Source organism: Nostoc commune NIES-4072 (genome assembly GCF_003113895.1).
GTDB lineage: Bacteria > Cyanobacteriota > Cyanobacteriia > Cyanobacteriales > Nostocaceae > Nostoc > Nostoc commune.
Map to the genome: position 1 here is coordinate 3970239 of NZ_BDUD01000001.1, position 17994 is coordinate 3988232.

General features: G+C 39.1%; 12 protein-coding genes. 11 read left to right on the forward strand and 1 reads right to left on the reverse strand.

Annotated elements, in window-relative coordinates:
- Positions 1-26: 26 nt before the first annotated feature.
- Genes CDC33_RS17615 through CDC33_RS17630 form a run of 4 tightly spaced genes read left to right on the forward strand, consistent with a single transcriptional unit; the run spans position 27 to position 4467 of the window.
- Positions 27-962 carry a methyltransferase domain-containing protein gene (locus tag CDC33_RS17615; protein WP_109009579.1) on the forward strand — a complete coding sequence of 312 codons (936 nt, stop codon included), beginning with the start codon at positions 27-29 and terminating at the stop codon, positions 960-962.
- A gap of 32 nt (positions 963-994) precedes the next feature.
- A complete protein-coding gene (locus CDC33_RS17620) occupies positions 995-2188 on the forward strand; it encodes a glycosyltransferase family 4 protein (protein WP_109009580.1) in 1194 nt (397 codons plus the stop codon).
- Between the two features lie 16 nt (positions 2189-2204).
- A complete protein-coding gene (locus CDC33_RS17625; protein WP_109009581.1) occupies positions 2205-3344 on the forward strand; it encodes a glycosyltransferase family protein in 1140 nt (379 codons plus the stop codon).
- A complete protein-coding gene (locus CDC33_RS17630) occupies positions 3334-4467 on the forward strand; it encodes an acyltransferase family protein (protein WP_109009582.1) in 1134 nt (377 codons plus the stop codon). The genes CDC33_RS17625 and CDC33_RS17630 overlap by 11 nt, the downstream gene beginning before the upstream one ends.
- 99 nt (positions 4468-4566) lie before the next feature.
- Here the strand turns inward: CDC33_RS17630 and CDC33_RS17635 are convergent, their stop codons facing one another.
- Positions 4567-6228: a right-handed parallel beta-helix repeat-containing protein gene (locus tag CDC33_RS17635; protein WP_109009583.1), complete on the reverse strand. Its 1662-nt coding sequence runs from the start codon at positions 6226-6228 to the stop codon at positions 4567-4569.
- Positions 6229-6657: 429 nt separating this feature from the next.
- On the opposite strand from CDC33_RS17635, the gene CDC33_RS17640 reads away from it, so the two are divergent.
- The 7 genes from CDC33_RS17640 to CDC33_RS17675 all read left to right on the forward strand — a co-directional run bounded on the left by CDC33_RS17640 (position 6658) and on the right by CDC33_RS17675 (position 17944).
- Positions 6658-7893 carry a glycosyltransferase family 4 protein gene (locus CDC33_RS17640; RefSeq protein WP_109009584.1) on the forward strand — a complete coding sequence of 412 codons (1236 nt, stop codon included), beginning with the start codon at positions 6658-6660 and terminating at the stop codon, positions 7891-7893.
- A complete protein-coding gene (locus CDC33_RS17645; RefSeq protein ID WP_109009585.1) occupies positions 7880-9199 on the forward strand; it encodes an oligosaccharide repeat unit polymerase in 1320 nt (439 codons plus the stop codon). The genes CDC33_RS17640 and CDC33_RS17645 overlap by 14 nt, the downstream gene beginning before the upstream one ends.
- Before the next feature lie 21 nt (positions 9200-9220).
- Positions 9221-10402, forward strand: a complete 1182-nt coding sequence (locus CDC33_RS17650; RefSeq protein ID WP_109009586.1) for a glycosyltransferase family 4 protein — start codon at positions 9221-9223, stop codon at positions 10400-10402.
- 33 nt (positions 10403-10435) lie between these two features.
- Complete coding sequence (locus tag CDC33_RS17655; RefSeq protein WP_109009587.1) at positions 10436-11620, forward strand: glycosyltransferase; 1185 nt, start codon at positions 10436-10438, stop codon at positions 11618-11620.
- A 6-nt stretch (positions 11621-11626) separates the two neighbouring features.
- On the forward strand, positions 11627-12193 hold the full coding sequence (locus tag CDC33_RS17660; RefSeq protein WP_244919259.1) for a YdcF family protein: 567 nt from the start codon (positions 11627-11629) through the stop codon (positions 12191-12193).
- A gap of 134 nt (positions 12194-12327) precedes the next feature.
- Positions 12328-12867, forward strand: a complete 540-nt coding sequence (locus CDC33_RS17665) for a WcaF family extracellular polysaccharide biosynthesis acetyltransferase (protein WP_109009588.1) — start codon at positions 12328-12330, stop codon at positions 12865-12867.
- 868 nt (positions 12868-13735) lie between these two features.
- On the forward strand, positions 13736-17944 hold the full coding sequence (locus CDC33_RS17675; RefSeq protein ID WP_109009590.1) for a type I polyketide synthase: 4209 nt from the start codon (positions 13736-13738) through the stop codon (positions 17942-17944).
- Positions 17945-17994: the final 50 nt, after the last annotated feature.

A 17994-nucleotide genomic window follows, 5' to 3' on the forward strand; every position in this document is an offset into this window, starting at 1 on the left:
TATTCTTATTAACTAACCTAATATAAATGAAAACAGCATTTTTTGTAGATATTCTACATTGTGTTCAGAAGTCCCCAGAAAATAAAGTATGCAAAGGTACTTTAAAGCTGAGTGACGATAAATTAACTTGTGATATTTGTAATTATCAGTATCGACGAGTACAAGGTATTCCAATCCTCAAATCTGAATCTCTTGAATCTTCTGATACTTGGTTTGAGCAAATGTATGCTAACCGCAGTCGTACTTTAGAACTTGCCAGTAACTATCTTCAACATGAAAGAGAATTCATGGTGCAGTTTGTGCGACAGTTTAATATCCAAGGGCCATGCCTAGAAATTGGATGTGGGGTCGGTCTATTCGCTGATATTTCCCCCAAATTTATTGGTCTAGAATATTCTTTAGAGTCACTTTTCGCCGACGGGTTCGAGTCCTTTAATCGGATATGTGCAGATGCCAGACTAATTCCAATGGCTGATTCTTCTGTTGAATGTATTTTTAGTTTTAATACTCTTGAACACGTTCCAAATGTTGATTTAGCTTTTTCAGAAATGGAACGAATATTAAAATCTGGTGGCTTACTAGTTTTGAAACCAGCCTGGCACTGTACTAGCTATAATACTGAGTTGATTCCTGTTCTACCTTATAGCGATCTCAATTTCCGACAAAAATTGGTCAAATTTCTCCTGTCTGTATTAACCTCAAAACTATATAAGTTTTTCACCAAAATACCTTGGCGTTTATGGCGACGAGTTAATTGTTCTAGAAATAATCCTTTGAGTTGGAAAAAACTCATTCCCTATCATGGAGAGCTATGGAGTGGTGGAGATTCTGATGCAGTAGCTAGTATTGACTCGCATGAAGCTATTCTTTTCTATCAAAGCCGAGGTTATGAATGTATATCTCATTCAACAGTATGGAAGCAGATTACAGCAGGACATGACATAGTGATACTTCGTAAATAATACTTCGTAAATAATACTTCCTAAAACCTGATATGAAAATATGCTGGCTTATTCCTGATAACCGCGGTGGTGGAGTGGCTTCAGTAGCTATATCGTGCTGCGAGCAAGCTGCAAAAGCTGGTTACGAAACCACATTACTACTTGTACTTCAACCTACAGCGAGGCTGTTAGCCAATAATTTTCCTTTCCGTGTTGCTTCGTTGGGGCTAGAAGGGGCAGCAGAAGAAACTCCTGTAGAGTTAATTAAGTGGTTATCTAATCACCCTCAAGATGTGCTGTTTTTGAACGCCTGTGAACAGTCAGATGCTGTAATTCCTTATCTACCTTCTACAGTCAAGTGTGTCTATGTTGTTCATGATACCGCTTCTCGATACTGGAAAGTATCAGTTAAAGAAGAAGATAATTTGGATGCAATTGTTGCTGTTTCCGAAACTGTAGCTCGTCAATTTAGACACTATCTAAAAAATTCCAAAAAACTTTCTGTTATTTTAAACGGCTGTATATTTCCTGAACTTCAACAACCTACATTCCGAAAAGATGACATTATCTTTTTAGGAGGTGATAAGCCTGTAAAAGGTGCATTTGATGGAATTAAGTTGTGGAAAAAACTTTCAAATCATGGATTTATAGGTAAATTACACTGGTTTGGTTACATATCTCCTAGTTTTAAAACCAAGATTAAGCAACTACCTAATTCTGAACAAATTTGTATTTATGGTCAGGTTCAACGTGATGTAATTTTTAGGATAGCGGCATCTTCCAAAGTTTTATTGATGGTCAGTCGTGTTGAACCATTTGGTATGGCAACAATTGAAGCAATGAGCATGGGGTGTATTCCGGTTGCTTGGGATATTGAGACAGGTACCAAGGAGATAGTTTCAGCTAATAGAACCGCTCTTTTTGCACCATTAGGAAATATCGAGATTCTGGCAAAGCAAGTTCTTCGAGCCTGTGAAGAGTATGAGGCTTTCGCAAATAATGTGATTGAGCAAGCAAGATCAAATTTTGATGCAACCGTCATGTGGAAGCATTACGAGTCTCTTATACAACACATCTCTTCACTTCCAGCCATTAGCAGGAGTAATGAGGGTCAGCAACCCACTAATTATCAATCTCCAGTTCGTCGTTTTCAACTCCTCCCAAGCCCTCTACGTTCAATAATCAGAGATGTTGTGGGGCGATCGCCTCAGCTTGGTTATTTTTTTCGTGACTTTCGGGGCTTTTAATTGCTTAATTTACAGCATGACTAATCTTAGCTTTCTATTCCTTGTTGCCAATACTCCTTGGGTATATGCCTTAGCAGAATCCCTTGCTAGAGATTTTCCAACCCATACCATTCGTTCCTATGATTGGCTCAATTACCGTCGTCTAAAACCAAAATGGCCAAGTTCAAATACACCTCTCTATTTACAGCGAACAATGCAATTACTTCCTCCAGGCTATGCTGGCAGTTTGGGGACTGTATTCCGGCCCTACCTGAACGCGAAAGTCAAACACTGGTGTCGTAGTTTAGAGAAAGAATCTGGAACCACACCCTGGGTCATTGTACCGTACCCATTTTCAGCACCGTGGGTACGCCAAATTTCATCAGAAAGGTTAATTTATTACAACCTTGACGAATATATCTATTATCAACCCTCGCGTAAAGAGCAAATTTTGCACCAAGAAGCGGAATTAGTTAACAGAGCAAAAATTATCCTCTGTATTGCTCAATTCCAAGTCGAAGCTTTACGACAACGATATCCTCATCGGGCCGAATCCATTCATCACTTTCCTTTAGGAGTAGTGGAATCTTACTTAAACCCTGAGCCAGATAAATTACCTGAACCAATGACAGTTGGTTATATAGGCAATTTGATTGAACGGGTAGATTGGCAGCTAGTGCTACAGGTGGCTAAAACTTGCCCAGAAGTTACATTTATTTTTATCGGCGGTTTAGATGGATTTGCTGGGGATGTGAATGAAAAGGGTTGGAGGGCAAATCGTCAAGCCGTACTATCACTACCCAATGTTCGTCATATTAATGAAATCCCTCAAGAACAAGTTGCTCAGTATTACTGGTCATTTGCAATAAACTGGATGCCTTATGATATTACCCATCCCTTTAATCAGGCGGCTTGTCCGACAAAAGTGATGGATGGTATTGCCAGTGGTCGTCCTATGCTCAGTACAGACATTCCAGAGTGCAAGCTTTATCCAGAGTGGATTAATGTGTTTCATTCACCAGAAGAGGCAATTACTATAATTAGGCAACAACTAAGTTTGATCGCAACTCAAGACGCATATTATAAAAGCACTCAACAATTAAAATTTGCAGTTAAGCAAACCTGGCAAGCACGAGCTACAACCTTAGTAAAATGCTTGGCACAATATGAATCCTAATCTCAAAACTGATGTTCCTCAGACATCCCGCTTTTGGACTCTTGATATTATTAAAGGAATATCAGTTTTAGCTGTTATTATTTTCCACGTACTGCCAGATGTTAAGTCTGAGAGCAATTTGACTGATTCATCAATCCTCTGGATTAACTGGCTCAGATATGGAGGAACATTAGGCGTAAGTATATTTTTTGTTTTGAGTGGTTTTGGCATTCATTATTCCCAAGCAAAACAACAAATTGGCGACCCAAAGTTTCAACCTATATGGAATAAGTTTCTTATCCGTCGAGTGCGACGACTCTATCCCGCCTACTTAGGAGCAATTCTTCTTTCTATAATTATTAACAGTATTTGGGGTTTAATTCGTCAACAGAACATATTTGCCTATTTACCTCAAATTTGGGATCTCATTGCTCACTTATTATTTCTCCACACCCTCAACCCGAAAACATTTTTTGGCGTTATTCCTGCGTTATGGTTTGTGGGAACATTAGTACAACTATATCTGCTCTACCCTATTTTTTATAAGTTAGCTAAAGTTTGGGGTATCAGTCGAGCCTTATTAGCCGTAATCTTATTCACATTAATTAGTCGTCTAATCAGTCAATATCTTAGTTTTGAGCCAATAGGCTACGAATTAGGATCTGTATTGTGGTTCAATTCTCCTCAACGCTGGTTTGAGTGGTGTATGGGAGCCTGGGTTGCTCAACAAGTAGTTCAAAAAACTCACTTCCCGCTTAATTCTATCTCACTATATTGTTTGCTTATCTTGATTTGGTTACGATTAGGTTCCTCAGTCAATTTAGTTTACGAGCCTGTTTTAGGCTGCTTAATTGGTTTGATGATATGGAGCTTAGTTATTAAAGAAACATATATCAGTTACAGCAAACGCTGGTATCCTATATTAGTTTTAGGAAGAGTCAGCTATCCCGTTTACTTATTGCATCAGATTTTTATTCCTTACATTAGCTCGGTCTTATCTCATTCAAGATTTAATACATTTAGCACATTTTTATTACTATTGTTATTAGTGGTAATAGTTACTTTGCCAATATCATTATTATTTCACCATTTTTTAGAAATTTCACCCGCTAAGACAAAGCCTAAATATGACTTAATAAAGTGATATTCAACGTCATTATTATGCCCAAACTACTGTTTTATTAGGATAAATACATATTAACAAAGAGCAAAAACATATTTTATCTTTATACTTATTAGTAAGTTACAATACTTCATACCACTTCTGGTTATATTTGTTAAATTTCAGCCTTACTTTCTCACCTTTTGCACTGATAAATCTATCGCTTTGGCATTCAATAGTAGCAGAGTTTTGAGGTAGTTTGACTTTCCTCTTGATAGTTCCACCTATCACTAATACTTCTTGTCCGTCAACATAACGACTAATATTCATGCTCATTGTTGTAATTGTAGTGCTAGTCATATTATGTAACACTACTTCTTCACATTTGGGAGTAACCATATACGGTGTTTCTTGTTCCCACGATAAAACACAAGATCCTTGAGTATCACGTCTTTCTACGTTAATGTATTGATTATTTCTGAATAAAGGACGCTCATTAGTAAGATCACCCAACTGCTCAGGTGTACGACAATTTTCAAAAAAATTGTTTTCTATTACTATATTTTTCAAATTATCATAATATAATATACAACTAACTTTTGTAACATTAGTTGCTGCCTTATGGAAATTGTCTTTGATTACTACGTTAGATAATTCACCAAAAATGTGAGCCATACTTACTGGCTGTGTTTGTCCATATATTTCATTTTGATTAAATTGAATATTTCTATTGACGCCACTAGTGAATAAAACATTGTTAACATCAAAAAATTTGTTTTTTGTGATTACGAAGTCACTTGCGCCCCCAAAAGGACAAATACCAGAGGGAGAGTTATAAAAACTACAGTTAGTAATTGTTATTTTCCGACCAGGGTAAAAGTTACCTTGAGCTACAACTAAACCAGATGCGATAGAATCTTGGAATTTACATTGCTCAAAATAATAATATTTGTTGGGTGACACGGGTGCATTTTCGACCCAAGCATTTGCAGTTTGAGAAAATTCACACTTAGTGACAGTTAGATTTGCATCAAGACTGAGCATTGAGCCATTAGAATTTGCTATTTTTGTATTTGATATAGTAACTTTTCCAATTCCTGAACCTCCTCCATAAATTACTTCTCCCCTGAAATCATGTACGTAAACAGAATCAATAGTAATATTATCCAAATATTTATCAAAATCTAAGACTATACCCTTGTGGGAAATATCCCACCCATCCCCAGTTTTTGGGTTAGCTGGCCATCCGCGATCGCCAGTAAATCCAGTCAGACCACCGTGTAGTTCGAGATTTTTAATTGTAACATTTTTCCGAGGCTGACTAGAATTATTGGTTCCCTGAACCATAATTCCATGCCCTCTCACAACTTGCCCTTTAATAACAGACCAAGAACCTCTACTTTCAATAATAGTTTTGCCAATCCCATCACCAGCTAGGGTAATATTGTCATAATTTATGACAATTGAAGATGGATAATTAACTGTTAAATTTGCTGGTGCTATTTGGTAATAGCCCTTCGGAATATAGATAGTTCCTCCACCTTGCCGACCAACCGTATCAATGGCTTTTTGAATTATTTTTGTGTTAGCTGCAATGATGTAATCTTGTTGATTATTACCACTTACAAGTTTTCCAAATGAATAAACATTCACAAAGCGATTTGGTAGTGTCTGGCTAAGTAAAATCTTATTATTTCTTTTGCTTTCTTGCCCTACTCCTGATGATGTATTGGTAAGTAGTGCATTTAGTGTACTTACTACTGACCCAAAACTTGCATAAATTAAAAAAGTACGACGATCCATTCTTTAATTTCCTAATAATTTAAAAAAAATAAGTTTTATATTTTCATATTTATAAAGGATGTTTTTAGTGAATAATAAGTTAATATTATTATATTACCATATAACCAAATTTGAAAAATATCTTTCCCAAATCAGAATTGTCTGAAAAACCATGCATGTAGTTTTATTATTAGAACAAAAAGCTTACTTGCAGGCAAATTGCTGTCTGTTTTTAGATAGATTTAGTAAACAAATAACAGTCAATCAGTCAATACACCCAAAAAATGGCAAGTTTAGCCTTATACTTTTACAAAAACATCCTACTAAACTCACTAATTGTTCATCATAATACTGCCTTTAATTTTCTTCTAAGAGAATTTTCTGCACTCTAGGTTGAAGATAAAGGGCTAACCATAAAGGATGGGACTCATAAAAAAATATATAAATAATATGATTCAAAAATTTTCGTCTTGGATTTGCTGTCAACTGGGAGCGCGTGAGCATTATTCTATTCCCCGATCGCTAAACAAGGCTGGACAATTAACTCACTTGATTACAGACGCATGGGTTCCACCCGATTCTATGCTCAATGGACTACCAAAACCTTTGTTAGCTAATTTGCGAGAACGGTTTCATACAGATTTAGCCCCAGCCTCTGTTTACGCCTTTACTAGTTCGTTGATTGGCTTTGAAATAGCTCAAAGAATTCAAAAAAAGACTGGATGGGAACAGATAATTGCCCGCAATGACTGGTTCCAAAAAAATGCAATTCGATTACTATATAAGCTTGACACTCAACTGTTTACTCTCAATTATCGCCCGACATTTTTTGCCTACAGCTATGCCGCTTTAAAACTGTTCCACTACGCCAAGGCTAAAGGCTGGCGTACTATTCTTGGTCAAATTGATCCAGGGCCATTCGAGGAAAAGTTGGTTATGGAAGAACACGCTAGACATCCGACTTATCAATCTAATTGGCAACCTGCACCATCTCACTACTGGACTAAATGGCATCAAGAATGCTCATTGGCTGACAGAATCATAGTTAACTCACTCTGGTCAAGTGAAGCTTTACAACAAGTCGGCATCCCTGAGCATAAAATTGACATTATTCCCCTTGCCTATCAACCACCTCAACAAGCGTATGATTTTGTGCGAACTTACCCTTCTGTTTTCTCAGATGAACGTCCCCTGCGGGTGTTGTTTCTAGGACAAGTGATTTTGCGAAAAGGTCTTGCTGCACTACTAGAAGCTGCTGAACTCCTGAATGACCAGCCGATAGAATTCTGGATGGTTGGTTCTAAAGGCATTTCTATACCCCAGCCATCTCACGGTAAACTACAGTGGATTGGTTCAGTTTCTAGAAGTGCTACAGTTATGTACTATCAGCAGGCAGATGTTTTACTGTTTCCGACCCTTTCTGATGGTTTTGGACTGACTCAATTAGAAGCCCAAGCTTGGAAAATGCCAATTATTACTTCTAAATTTTGTGGTGAGGTGGTAAAAGATCAAGTTAATGGATTGATTTTGCCCCAAGTGAGTGGACAAGCGATCGCTCAAGCGTTGAAGTTTTGCTTGAATAATCCTTGGCAATTAGAAGCCTTCGCCAAAAATACCGATACTTCAAGTTTTAACCTGTCGCAATTGCAGCAATCTCTCCAAGCTCTGCCTTATGCTGTTATTTGAATTTCCCGAACTAGCCTCCACCCAAATTGGACTAATCATTTTTAGTGGGATTTGGATGCTATGGCGAAATGATGAAGTACCGTTATTTATCAGCAGTTTCTTATTTTACATTAGCGGCTATCGGTATTGGGCAGTCACTAGCGGCTTTGGCAAGTGGGTAACTCTTGGTAATTTAGGTGGCTTTAATTCAATCACAACAGAAGCAGCTCTAGTTGCCTTAAATTACATGGTCTTTGGGGAAATTTGCCTAATTGCAACTTATATGTTGTGCCAAAGGCAATCTCTGCCAGTTATTAAACCTGTTAGCGATCGCTCCTTTTTAATGTGGCTATCTCCTAAAGTCATTGCGTTCGGCTTGCTTTGCTTACCTCTAGTTTTGTATGCTCGTTTTCGGGTAGGCGCAGAAGTAGCAGCAGGAAAGTCCTTAGCTTTTGAGGTTAGTGGCTACTTATATTTATTTCCAATGGTTTTAGTAGGAATTGCTACCTTAATTCTTTGTGTATGGAAGTTTGGCGGTTTTTCGTCAATTCGCACTAAGATTATGGCTTTTTCTATTCTAGTAAGTGTGTCTTATTACACCTTTGGCCCTAACACCCGCTTTCAATTTTTGGGATGGATGCTCGCTAGTGCGATCGTTTTGTCATCTTCCTATCGACCAAAAACCCGTATAATTATTTTCACTATTGTTGCTGTCTTAGCTATTAGCATGTTTGCTGTGGCTGGTGCAATGCGAAGCACAACTTTAGCAGAGAATGCAGTTAATGAGGCAGCCTTTGAGCGGGCATTTAGTGCTGAAGATGCCAATATGCTTGATGGTTTTGTCATGATACAGCAGGTCTATCCCGAACGTTTAGATTATTCTTGGGGTATGGAGCATTTAGAAATTTTAATGCGTCCTATTCCTAGAGCTTTGTGGCCAGAAAAACCCGTAGGCGGTTATGCGAATAAACTTAATATCACTATTAATAAAGGCAAAGCAACCCTCGGCATTTCACCATCATTAATAGGTTCCTTTTATGCCGAAGGTGGGATTATAGGAATTATCTTTTTCTCAATTGTTTATGGCAAAGTGTTTGCTTCTATAGTCCTTTATAGTAAAAGGATTCACCCCTTCGCTAGCATCCTGGTTCGAGCGATTTTATGTGCCTGTTTAATACCCCTTTTACGTGGGGGAGACTTACCAGGAATTTATGCTTGGTTTGGCATGGCTTTTTGGCCATGTTTTTTGCTTCTCTGGACAAAACGGAAATATTTTAGACAGAGGTATCTGTCAACACGTCGCTTTCAATTGAACAACTCAGTCTAAAAATTATAAATACTAATAGTTATGCATATAGTTGTCATTTTCTACAATATTGGAGGTTATCACGCTGCACGACTACGTGCTGCCTACGCAGCCTGCAAGCAAAAAGGCTGGACTTTTAGTGCAATTCAAGTTACAGACACGACTAAAGAACATCCTTGGGGTGATGTAGAGCAAGAAATTACATTTCCTTTAAAAACTTTGTTGCCAATAGCTACAACGTCTCCCTCAACTCTTCGCAATCAAGAATCTACTGTCCCAGCATCCTTATTACCTCCTTGTTTAGACACTTTACAACCGGATATCCTTGCTATCCCTGGATGGGGATTTCCGATATCTCGTGCTGCACTAGCCTGGTGTCGAAAACATAATGTTCCTACAATTTTGATGAGTGAGAGTAAATGGGATGATGAAAAGCGCCAATGGTGGAAGGAGCAATTGAAATCTTGGCTTTACGTCAAAAAATATAATGCTGCCCTTGTGGGTGGTAAACTACACCGTGATTATCTAATTAAGTTAGGCTTTCCCCATGAGCGGATTTTTCTAGGTTACGATGCAGTTGAGAATGACTATTTCAGCCAACGCGCAGAGATAGCAAGACTCGATCCTGTGAAAGCTAGGCACAGACAGGCAAAAATTCCAGCCAAACCTTATTTTATTGTTGTTACCCGTTTAATCAAACGCAAAAACGTATTTCGGCTTGTAGAAGCTTTTGCTGCTTATCGCCAACAAATTGGAGATGGACAAGCTTGGGATCTTGTAATTTGTGGTAGTGGAGAAGAAGAATCTTCTATCCGCAATCTTATTGTTGAACAAAAATTACTAGATTGCGTTCATTTGCCTGGTTTTATTACTTACCAAGCAATTGGAGATTGGTATGGCTTGGCTAATGCTTTCGTGCATCCGGCGTTGCAAGAGCAATGGGGGTTAGTGTTAAACGAAGCTTGTGCTGCTGGGTTGCCAGTTTTATGTAGCCGGACTGTGGGAGCTGCGTATGAACTTATTGATAATGGTAAAAATGGTCTGTTATTCGATCCACAAAGTAGGGAGGATATAACTCGTACCTTGTTAACTATCCATAAAATGGATTTAGATTCCAGAAATAAAATGGGACAATTCAGCAAAGATATTGTAGCTAATTATGCTCCTCAAAGCTTTGCTAATGGTCTTTTAAAAGCTGTAGATACAGCAATAATATCCAGATAAAATACTAACTTAAAGGCATCTATTGATTCAGCTATGAAAATTTTATTTATTGCTCCTTATATTGGAGCAATTTATGGTGGAACATCCAAAATGGTCACAGACCTGCTAGAAGGAATTGGTCGCCTGGGTGTTACTGTTGATCTGGTCACTACAAACGCCAATGGTTCCAATACTTTAGACGTACCACTGAATGAATGGATTACTAGAAAATACTATCGAGTGCAGCATTTTGATTGCTGGTATCGAGATGATTTTATCATTAGTGCATCTTTAATTAAATGGTTAGTTAGTAATATAAACAACTACGATATCGTCCATAGTCAAACAGTTTTTTCTCCAATGATTTCAGTTACTCATTTGATATGCAAATATTTCCATATTCCATATATTGTAACTCCGCATGGGATGCTAGAGCCTTGGGCATTATCCTACAAAATATGGAAAAAACGAATTTATTATAAATTATTTGAAAATCCTTCAATCAAAAATTCTAGCGCCATCCAAGCTATGTCTAGTTTGGAACTAAAAAATATCAATTCTCTCCAATTGCAGAATACTATCTTTATTCCTAATGGAATTCACTGCAAAGAATTTGAAACACTCCCAACCCCAGAGATTTTTTATCAGCAGTTTCCAAAAACTAGAGGTAAAACTCTAATTTTGTTTCTTGGTCGGATTGACCCTAAAAAAGGTCTAGATTTATTAGCTCCTGCTTTTGCCAAAGTCCATAATCAGTTTCCTGACACACATCTAGTTGTAGCAGGCCCAGATAATATCGGATTTATGGATAAAGCTCAAAACTACTTTTTGCAGGCAGGTTGTCTAGATGCTGTTACCTTCACCGGCATGGTGAGTGGAACATTAAAATATGCTGCTTTAGCTGCTGCTAATTTGTATGTTGCTCCTTCTTACTCCGAAGGTTTTAGCATATCCATCTTAGAAGGTATGGCTTCAGGATTACCTTGTATAATTACAACTGCTTGCAATTTTCCAGAAGCTGCTAAAGCTCAAGCTGCCCATGTTGTTGAGATTGATGTCAATGCTATTGCTAATGCTTTGATTGAGTGTTTAAGTCATCCTCAGCAGGCTACAGAAATGGGCGATCGCGCCCGTGAGTTCATTTTCCAAAATTATACTTGGGATCGTGCTGCCCACAAGTTGATACAAGTTTATAAAACCGTTATTGATGGAAAACCTTTACCAGAATTTCTCGGGTAAACTCAAGTGAAAAAATCTATATTTGCTAGGCGATGGAGGTTGATCTGTTTAGCAAGCTTAAGTTTGATTTTGACCCTGTTGAGTATCATACCTCTACAACTAGCGATCGCCATCAACCAAGCACCCCAACCCCAAGCTTTCTTGATTTTAGGCGGCGATCCCGCTAGAGAAAAATTGACTGCCGAACTAGCCCAATGGTATCCATCTCTAGAAATTTGGGTGTCTTCTCCTCCCGATATTCAGAAAACATACGAAACTTTTCAAGCCGTAGGTATACCCAAGAGTCGTTTACACATTGACATTCATGCAAAAGATACTGTAACAAACTTTACCTCTGTTGTTGGTGACTTCAAACAACGGCAACTTCAACATTTATTTCTGATTACTTCCGATTTTCACATGCTTAGAGCTAAGGCGATCGCCACCTTCATCCTTGGTAGCCAAGGTATTGCCTTTACCTCCATCTCCGTACCATCCAAAAAAACTGGCTCAGAATCCCTCCTCCGTATTATTCGTGATATTGTGCGCTCTATACTCTGGATTGCTACAGGATATACGGGAGCCAGCCTTTAACTAATCAGTAATTTGCAATTCTTAGCGAAACACTCGCGCGTAATTGTTTTTCTTGGTAGTTTTTAGCTGTTGGGGTCTAAATCCCAAACTAATTCAATTACGAATTATTTCACCCTACTCTTGCTTACCCCTTTATGCGTCTAAATCAATATACTGTTGGCGACTATACTCCAGGCGCACCATACTGGAAGCAACTTCTTTGGTACTTTGTAGGGTCGCCCTTAGTTGAAAGTTATTGGCTCCCGCTTTCAGCTTTTAAAATTTGGATACTCCGCATTTTTGGGGCTAAAATCGGTCAAGGTGTCCGGATTAAACCTGGAGTACGGGTAAAGTTTCCCTGGCGGTTAAACATTGGTGATTTTGTTTGGATTGGGGAAGATGCGTGGATAGATAACGTCGCTCCTGTGACTATCCAAAGTCATGTTTGCCTGTCTCAAGGAGTGTATCTCTGCACTGGCAATCATGATTGGAATCATCCTGATTTTAAATTGATTAGTGCCCCAATCCATATTCAAGAGAGTAGTTGGATTGCCGCCAGATCGGTAATTGGGCCAGGAGTAACAGTTGGTCGCGGAGCGGTACTAACTTTAGGTGGCGTTACTGGGAAATCACTAGAGCCAATGACTATTTATGCAGGTAATCCGGCTCAACCTATCAAGCAACGAAAGCTTTGATTTATATCCCCCCAAATACCCGTCAACAAATTATCAGTTATCAGTTCAGATAATTGGGTTTAAGTCCCCAACTATATCGGCGTTAACTGACAACTGAACAGGACTTACGCAACTGATCAAACATATCTACGTTTTTTTAATACATTTGTTCTATAAGGCAAGCGATCGCTTGCGCTGTTTTGTCAGTTCGCACTGTACCAGTTGGGTAAGTTCTGCTGAAAACTAATCACTCTTTGCCGATTAGTGGTAAGCGTAAGTCATGACTCACTGCGGTTTTGTGGTCTACCTAAGTAAAGCAAGTGACGAACTCGTAAGGCCAGGTTTAAACAACACGATCAACCTTTAGTTGCAGCGCAAAGCCGAAACCAAAGATGTTAGCTTTCTGTTACAGAGGTTTACATTATCTTAAATGTAAAGTTTTGTAACAAAATCAAATTTTCCCAGAAAAACCTACCTAATAAAACTGATAGATAAATAGAGGTTAGGCAATATAAAGTTGCATCTTTTACCGTAAAGCTGTACCAACAGACATTTTAGAAAGCAAAAGGCAGGTGGAACACCTGTTCTAACATAGCGCTTTCAGAATTGGAAATTGATATCAAAATATGGCAAAGACTATTTGCAGATTTGAAATTATTTAAATCTGCATAGCTAGATGCCAACCTCTAATGGTTATGACAAATGTGCAAAATAAGCTTGAGGCAAAAGCAGATGAGAGAAGAGACGATATTAGTTTCAGAATTAGAATCTCGTTTAAAAAAAATTGGGTAATTAGGAGGAAAATCTGCACCAGCAAGTCCACTATTAAAGCTGAGTGGAGTTTATCAAAGTGCATCAAAATAGTTCTCTAGGAAAAGAAATAACTTATATGGATGCTGACAGTCAAGAACAATTGCATAGTCAACTGCAACGAGTTCCAATTGCCATTATAGGTATGTCTGCTTTATTTCCCAAAGCTAAAAACTTGCAGGAATATTGGGATAATATTATTGGCAAAGTCGATTGCATTACTGATATTCCCACTTCTCGCTGGAATATAGACGACTACTACGACCCAGATCCCACATCTCCTGATAAAACCTACTGTAAGCGGGGTGGATTCATCCCAGACATCGATTTTAACCCTCTGGAATTTGGGCTACCTCCAAATATTCTGGAAGTAACAGATGTCGCTCAGTTACTCTCGTTGGTTGTGGCGAAAGCGGCGATGGAAGATGCGGGTTACGGCGATAGCAACTTTAGTCACGAACGTACTGGAGTTGTTCTAGGTGTAGTTGGGGGATGTATGCAATTAATCACCCCACTGACTAGCCGATTACAATATCCTGTTTGGCAAAAAGTTCTTAAAAGCAGTGGCTTATCCGACGAGGATATAGAGAAAATTATCCAGAAAATGAAATTGGCTTATGTAGGTTGGGAAGAAAATTCTTTTCCAGGTTGGCTAGCTAATGTGGTTGCTGGACGGATTGCTAACCGCTTGAACTTAGGAGGAATGAACTGTGTAGTGGATGCAGCCTGTGCCAGTTCGATGAGTGCTGTCAAGATGTCTATCAGTGAGTTGCTCGAAGGACGTTGCGACATGATGATCACTGGTGGCGTGGAAACTGATAACTCGATTTTCAACTATATGTGTTTCAGTAAAACACCTGCTTCATCTAAAAAGGACTTTTTGAATCCTTTCGATGCCGAGTCGGATGGAATGATGGTTGGTGAAGGTATCGGGATGTTGGTGCTCAAACGGCTTGCGGATGCAGAACGCGATCGCGATCGCATTTATGCAATCATTAAAGGAATCGGCACTGGTAGTGACGGTAAATATAAGAGTATTTACGCCCCACGGAAAGAAGGGCAAGCCAAGACATTACGTCGGGCCTACGAAGATGCAGGCATTCCCTGTACAAGCATTGAATTGATTGAAGCTCATGGTACGGGAACTCCAGCTGGTGATTTATGTGAGTTTACGGCCTTAAACGAAGTTTTTAGCGAGAACAACCCTAACAAACAGCATATTGCTCTGGGAAGCGTCAAATCTCAAATTGGACATACCAAAGCGGCTGCGGGTTCAGCAAGTATAATTAAAGCTGCTCTAGCTATTTATCACAAGGTACTACCACCTACGATTAACGTTACCCAACCGAATCCCAAGTTTGGGATGGAAAACTCCCCATTTTACTTAAATACAGAGGTTAGACCGTGGCTTCAGTCTGATCCAAACATTCCAAGACGAGCTGGAGTGAGTTCATTTGGTTTTGGGGGCACAAATTATCATCTAGTTCTAGAAGAATATAACAAAGAGCAGAGCTATGCCTATCGTATACACACCGCTCCTGGGTCTGTCTTAATTTGGGCTGATACTCCAGAGCAGTTATTAGTTAAGTGCGAAGCCGCAAAGTTACAGTTAGAATCTGGCACTGGCAATCAATACTATCAAGAACTAATTAATTCTTCTAAATCTTCAGATATTCCAATTCCCACTGCAAGAGTAGGGTTTATTGCTGTATCCAAAGTTGAGGCTGGTGAATTACTACAAGTTGCAATTAATCAGCTAAAAAAACAACCGCAAGCAGCATCTTGGGAACACCCGCGTGGAGTCTATTACCGTAAGGCTGGTATGTCTCTAGAAGGCAAAGTAGTGGCTTTGTTTCCTGGACAAGGGTCTCAGTATTTGAATATGGGTAGTAAATTAGCCATTAACTTCCCTGCCCTACGTCAAACCTACAAGTCTCTGGACGAGCTATTTATTCAAGATGGTTTACAACCAATTTCTCAAACTGTTTTTCCTCGTCCGACCTTTGATAGTGAGGAAAAAACTAGCCAGACTAAAGCATTGCAACGAACTGAAAATGCTCAACCAGCCATAGGCGCTTTTAGTGTAGGTTTATACAAAATTCTACAACAGGCTGGGTTCAAGGCAGATTTTGTTGCAGGGCATAGCTTTGGGGAATTGACCGCTCTTTGGGCTGCTGGAGTTTTAAGCGACGCAGATTACTTTTACCTAGTAAAAGCTAGGGGTCAAGCAATGAGTAAGCCGAACAATGGCCCTGATTGTGATACTGGTACTATGCTGGCTGTGAATGGAGAGATTCGGAAAATCCCAGAAATCATCCAGGGTTTGTCGCATCTGAATATTGCCAACTTTAATTCTCCGAATCAGGTCGTGCTATCGGGTGCTAATCCAGAAATTGGCACTATACAACAAATTCTTAGCAAACGTGGTTATTCTGTTACCCCACTACCTGTATCTGCGGCATTCCACACTCGTTTTGTCAGTCATGCTTGCGAACCCTTTGCCGATGCTGTGCGGTCGATCGCCTTCAATAGTCCAAAAATTCCGGTTTATTCCAATACAACTGGCGAAGCTTACTCAACTAAGCCTGAGATTATTCAAAAAACTTTAGAAAGTCATCTTTTACAGTCAGTGTTGTTTGAGCAAGAAATAGAGAATCTCTATGCAGCAGGTGGTTATTGCTTCGTAGAGATTGGGCCTAGGCAGATTCTGACTAATTTTGTGAAGACTACCCTTGGCGATCGCCCACATCTAGCAATAGCTTTGAATCCCAGTCGGGAAAAAGACAGTGACCTCCAGATGCGGCAAGCTGTTATGCAATTGCGTATAGCTGGTTTATCCTTACAAGATATTGATCCCTATCAGTTTGAGCCTCAAACCATTGAAGTGGTTAAATCGCCAGTAAACATCACTCTCAATGGTAGTAATTATGTCAGCGATAAAACGAAAGCTACTTTTGAGAAAGCTTTACAGGATGGTCACAAAATCCAATCAAGTATACTTAATAGTGCGGAGTTACAACAAGAGATTCAGCACTCTGTAGTGAATCAATTTCAGAACAATTGCGTAAATCAGTCTCTTTTAACTGAAGTTATAAATAGCAACACTAATGTAACTTCACCAGAATCTACAGATATCAACATAAATGTGATTTCATGCCAACAACCCGAACCTGCAAATGTCAACGCAGGTGCAATTCCAACGGAGGTTGTGACTATGACATCCCCTTACACACCAACTGATATTGGCGATTCTACAGATTCATACTTCATTATTCCTATCATTGAGTCAAACGAGATGCTGCAACCTATTTCTCCCTCCCGTTCCAATATCGAGCAAATTGTAGGCACTGGTCTAGAGAAGCTTTTAACACAATTTTGTAACCATCAATCAGAAATTCTGCGAGTACATGAGCAATATCTCAAGAATCAAGCAGAATGTTCACAGTCCTTTTTCCAGTTGATGCAGCAACAATACCGTGTGTTATTAGGAAGCAACAACATCAAATCTCAGCAGGTTGAGTTAGCTCTAGAGGAAACACCAACTGACAATTTTGCTCCTCAGACACCTGCTAATACTATGGCTTCTAGCACACCTATTGAAGCACCTCAGACCAAAGTCAACAACAACCTGACTATAGTACCTCCTACTAAAGTTGAGAGTTCATTACCAGAAACAAAGTCAGTAGCATCTGTTGAAACAGTGGATAAAACTGAGTTATTGATGCAAGTCATTAGTAGTAAAACAGGCTATCCAGTAACGATGTTGAACTGGGAAATAAACCCAGGTGCAGATTTAGGTATCGATGCTGTCAAATGGATGGACATCATCAGTGCAATGCAAGAATTACTTCCAGATGTACCAAAAGTTAATCCTAAAGAATTGGCAGAACAGCCAACTCTTCGCCAAGTTGCTGAATATATTCAAATCTGTATTCCTCAGCCAACATCTCCTCAAATACCAGTATCTACATCTGTTAATATTGAAACTGTTGTCCCACAACCAGTATCTACTGAAGACACTTTTTTAACCGAGTCGCTATTAAATGTTATTAGTGACAAAACAGGTTATCCAGCAGAAATGTTAGAGACAGAGATGGATTTAGAAGCAGATTTGGGTGTTGACTCCATCAAGAGAGTAGAAATCATTGGTGCAATGCAGACATTATTTCCCAACTTGCCTAAGTTGAGTCCAGAGGAATTGGGAGAACAGCGAACCATTAGCAAGATTGCTAATTATTTGGGGACAAAAATTACAGAAGCTAAAAAAAAATTCCTTATCGCAGTTTGATAACCAACAGTCTCTGCTAAATCACCATATTCGGCGCTGTCTAGTCAAAC

Excerpts from the sequence above, each read along its gene's own strand:
- CDC33_RS17615 (WP_109009579.1), top strand. The coding sequence starts at position 27 with ATGAAAACAGCATTTTTTGTAGATATTCTACATTGTGTTCAGAAGTCC.
- CDC33_RS17655 (WP_109009587.1), top strand. The coding sequence starts at position 10,436 with ATGAAAATTTTATTTATTGCTCCTTATATTGGAGCAATTTATGGTGGA.
- CDC33_RS17620 (WP_109009580.1), top strand. The coding sequence starts at position 995 with ATGAAAATATGCTGGCTTATTCCTGATAACCGCGGTGGTGGAGTGGCT.
- CDC33_RS17630 (WP_109009582.1), top strand. The coding sequence starts at position 3,334 with ATGAATCCTAATCTCAAAACTGATGTTCCTCAGACATCCCGCTTTTGG.
- CDC33_RS17675 (WP_109009590.1), top strand. The coding sequence starts at position 13,736 with ATGGATGCTGACAGTCAAGAACAATTGCATAGTCAACTGCAACGAGTT.
- CDC33_RS17635 (WP_109009583.1), bottom strand. The coding sequence starts at position 6,228 with ATGGATCGTCGTACTTTTTTAATTTATGCAAGTTTTGGGTCAGTAGTA.
- CDC33_RS17650 (WP_109009586.1), top strand. The coding sequence starts at position 9,221 with ATGCATATAGTTGTCATTTTCTACAATATTGGAGGTTATCACGCTGCA.
- CDC33_RS17645 (WP_109009585.1), top strand. The coding sequence starts at position 7,880 with ATGCTGTTATTTGAATTTCCCGAACTAGCCTCCACCCAAATTGGACTA.
- CDC33_RS17625 (WP_109009581.1), top strand. The coding sequence starts at position 2,205 with ATGACTAATCTTAGCTTTCTATTCCTTGTTGCCAATACTCCTTGGGTA.
- CDC33_RS17640 (WP_109009584.1), top strand. The coding sequence starts at position 6,658 with ATGATTCAAAAATTTTCGTCTTGGATTTGCTGTCAACTGGGAGCGCGT.
- CDC33_RS17665 (WP_109009588.1), top strand. The coding sequence starts at position 12,328 with ATGCGTCTAAATCAATATACTGTTGGCGACTATACTCCAGGCGCACCA.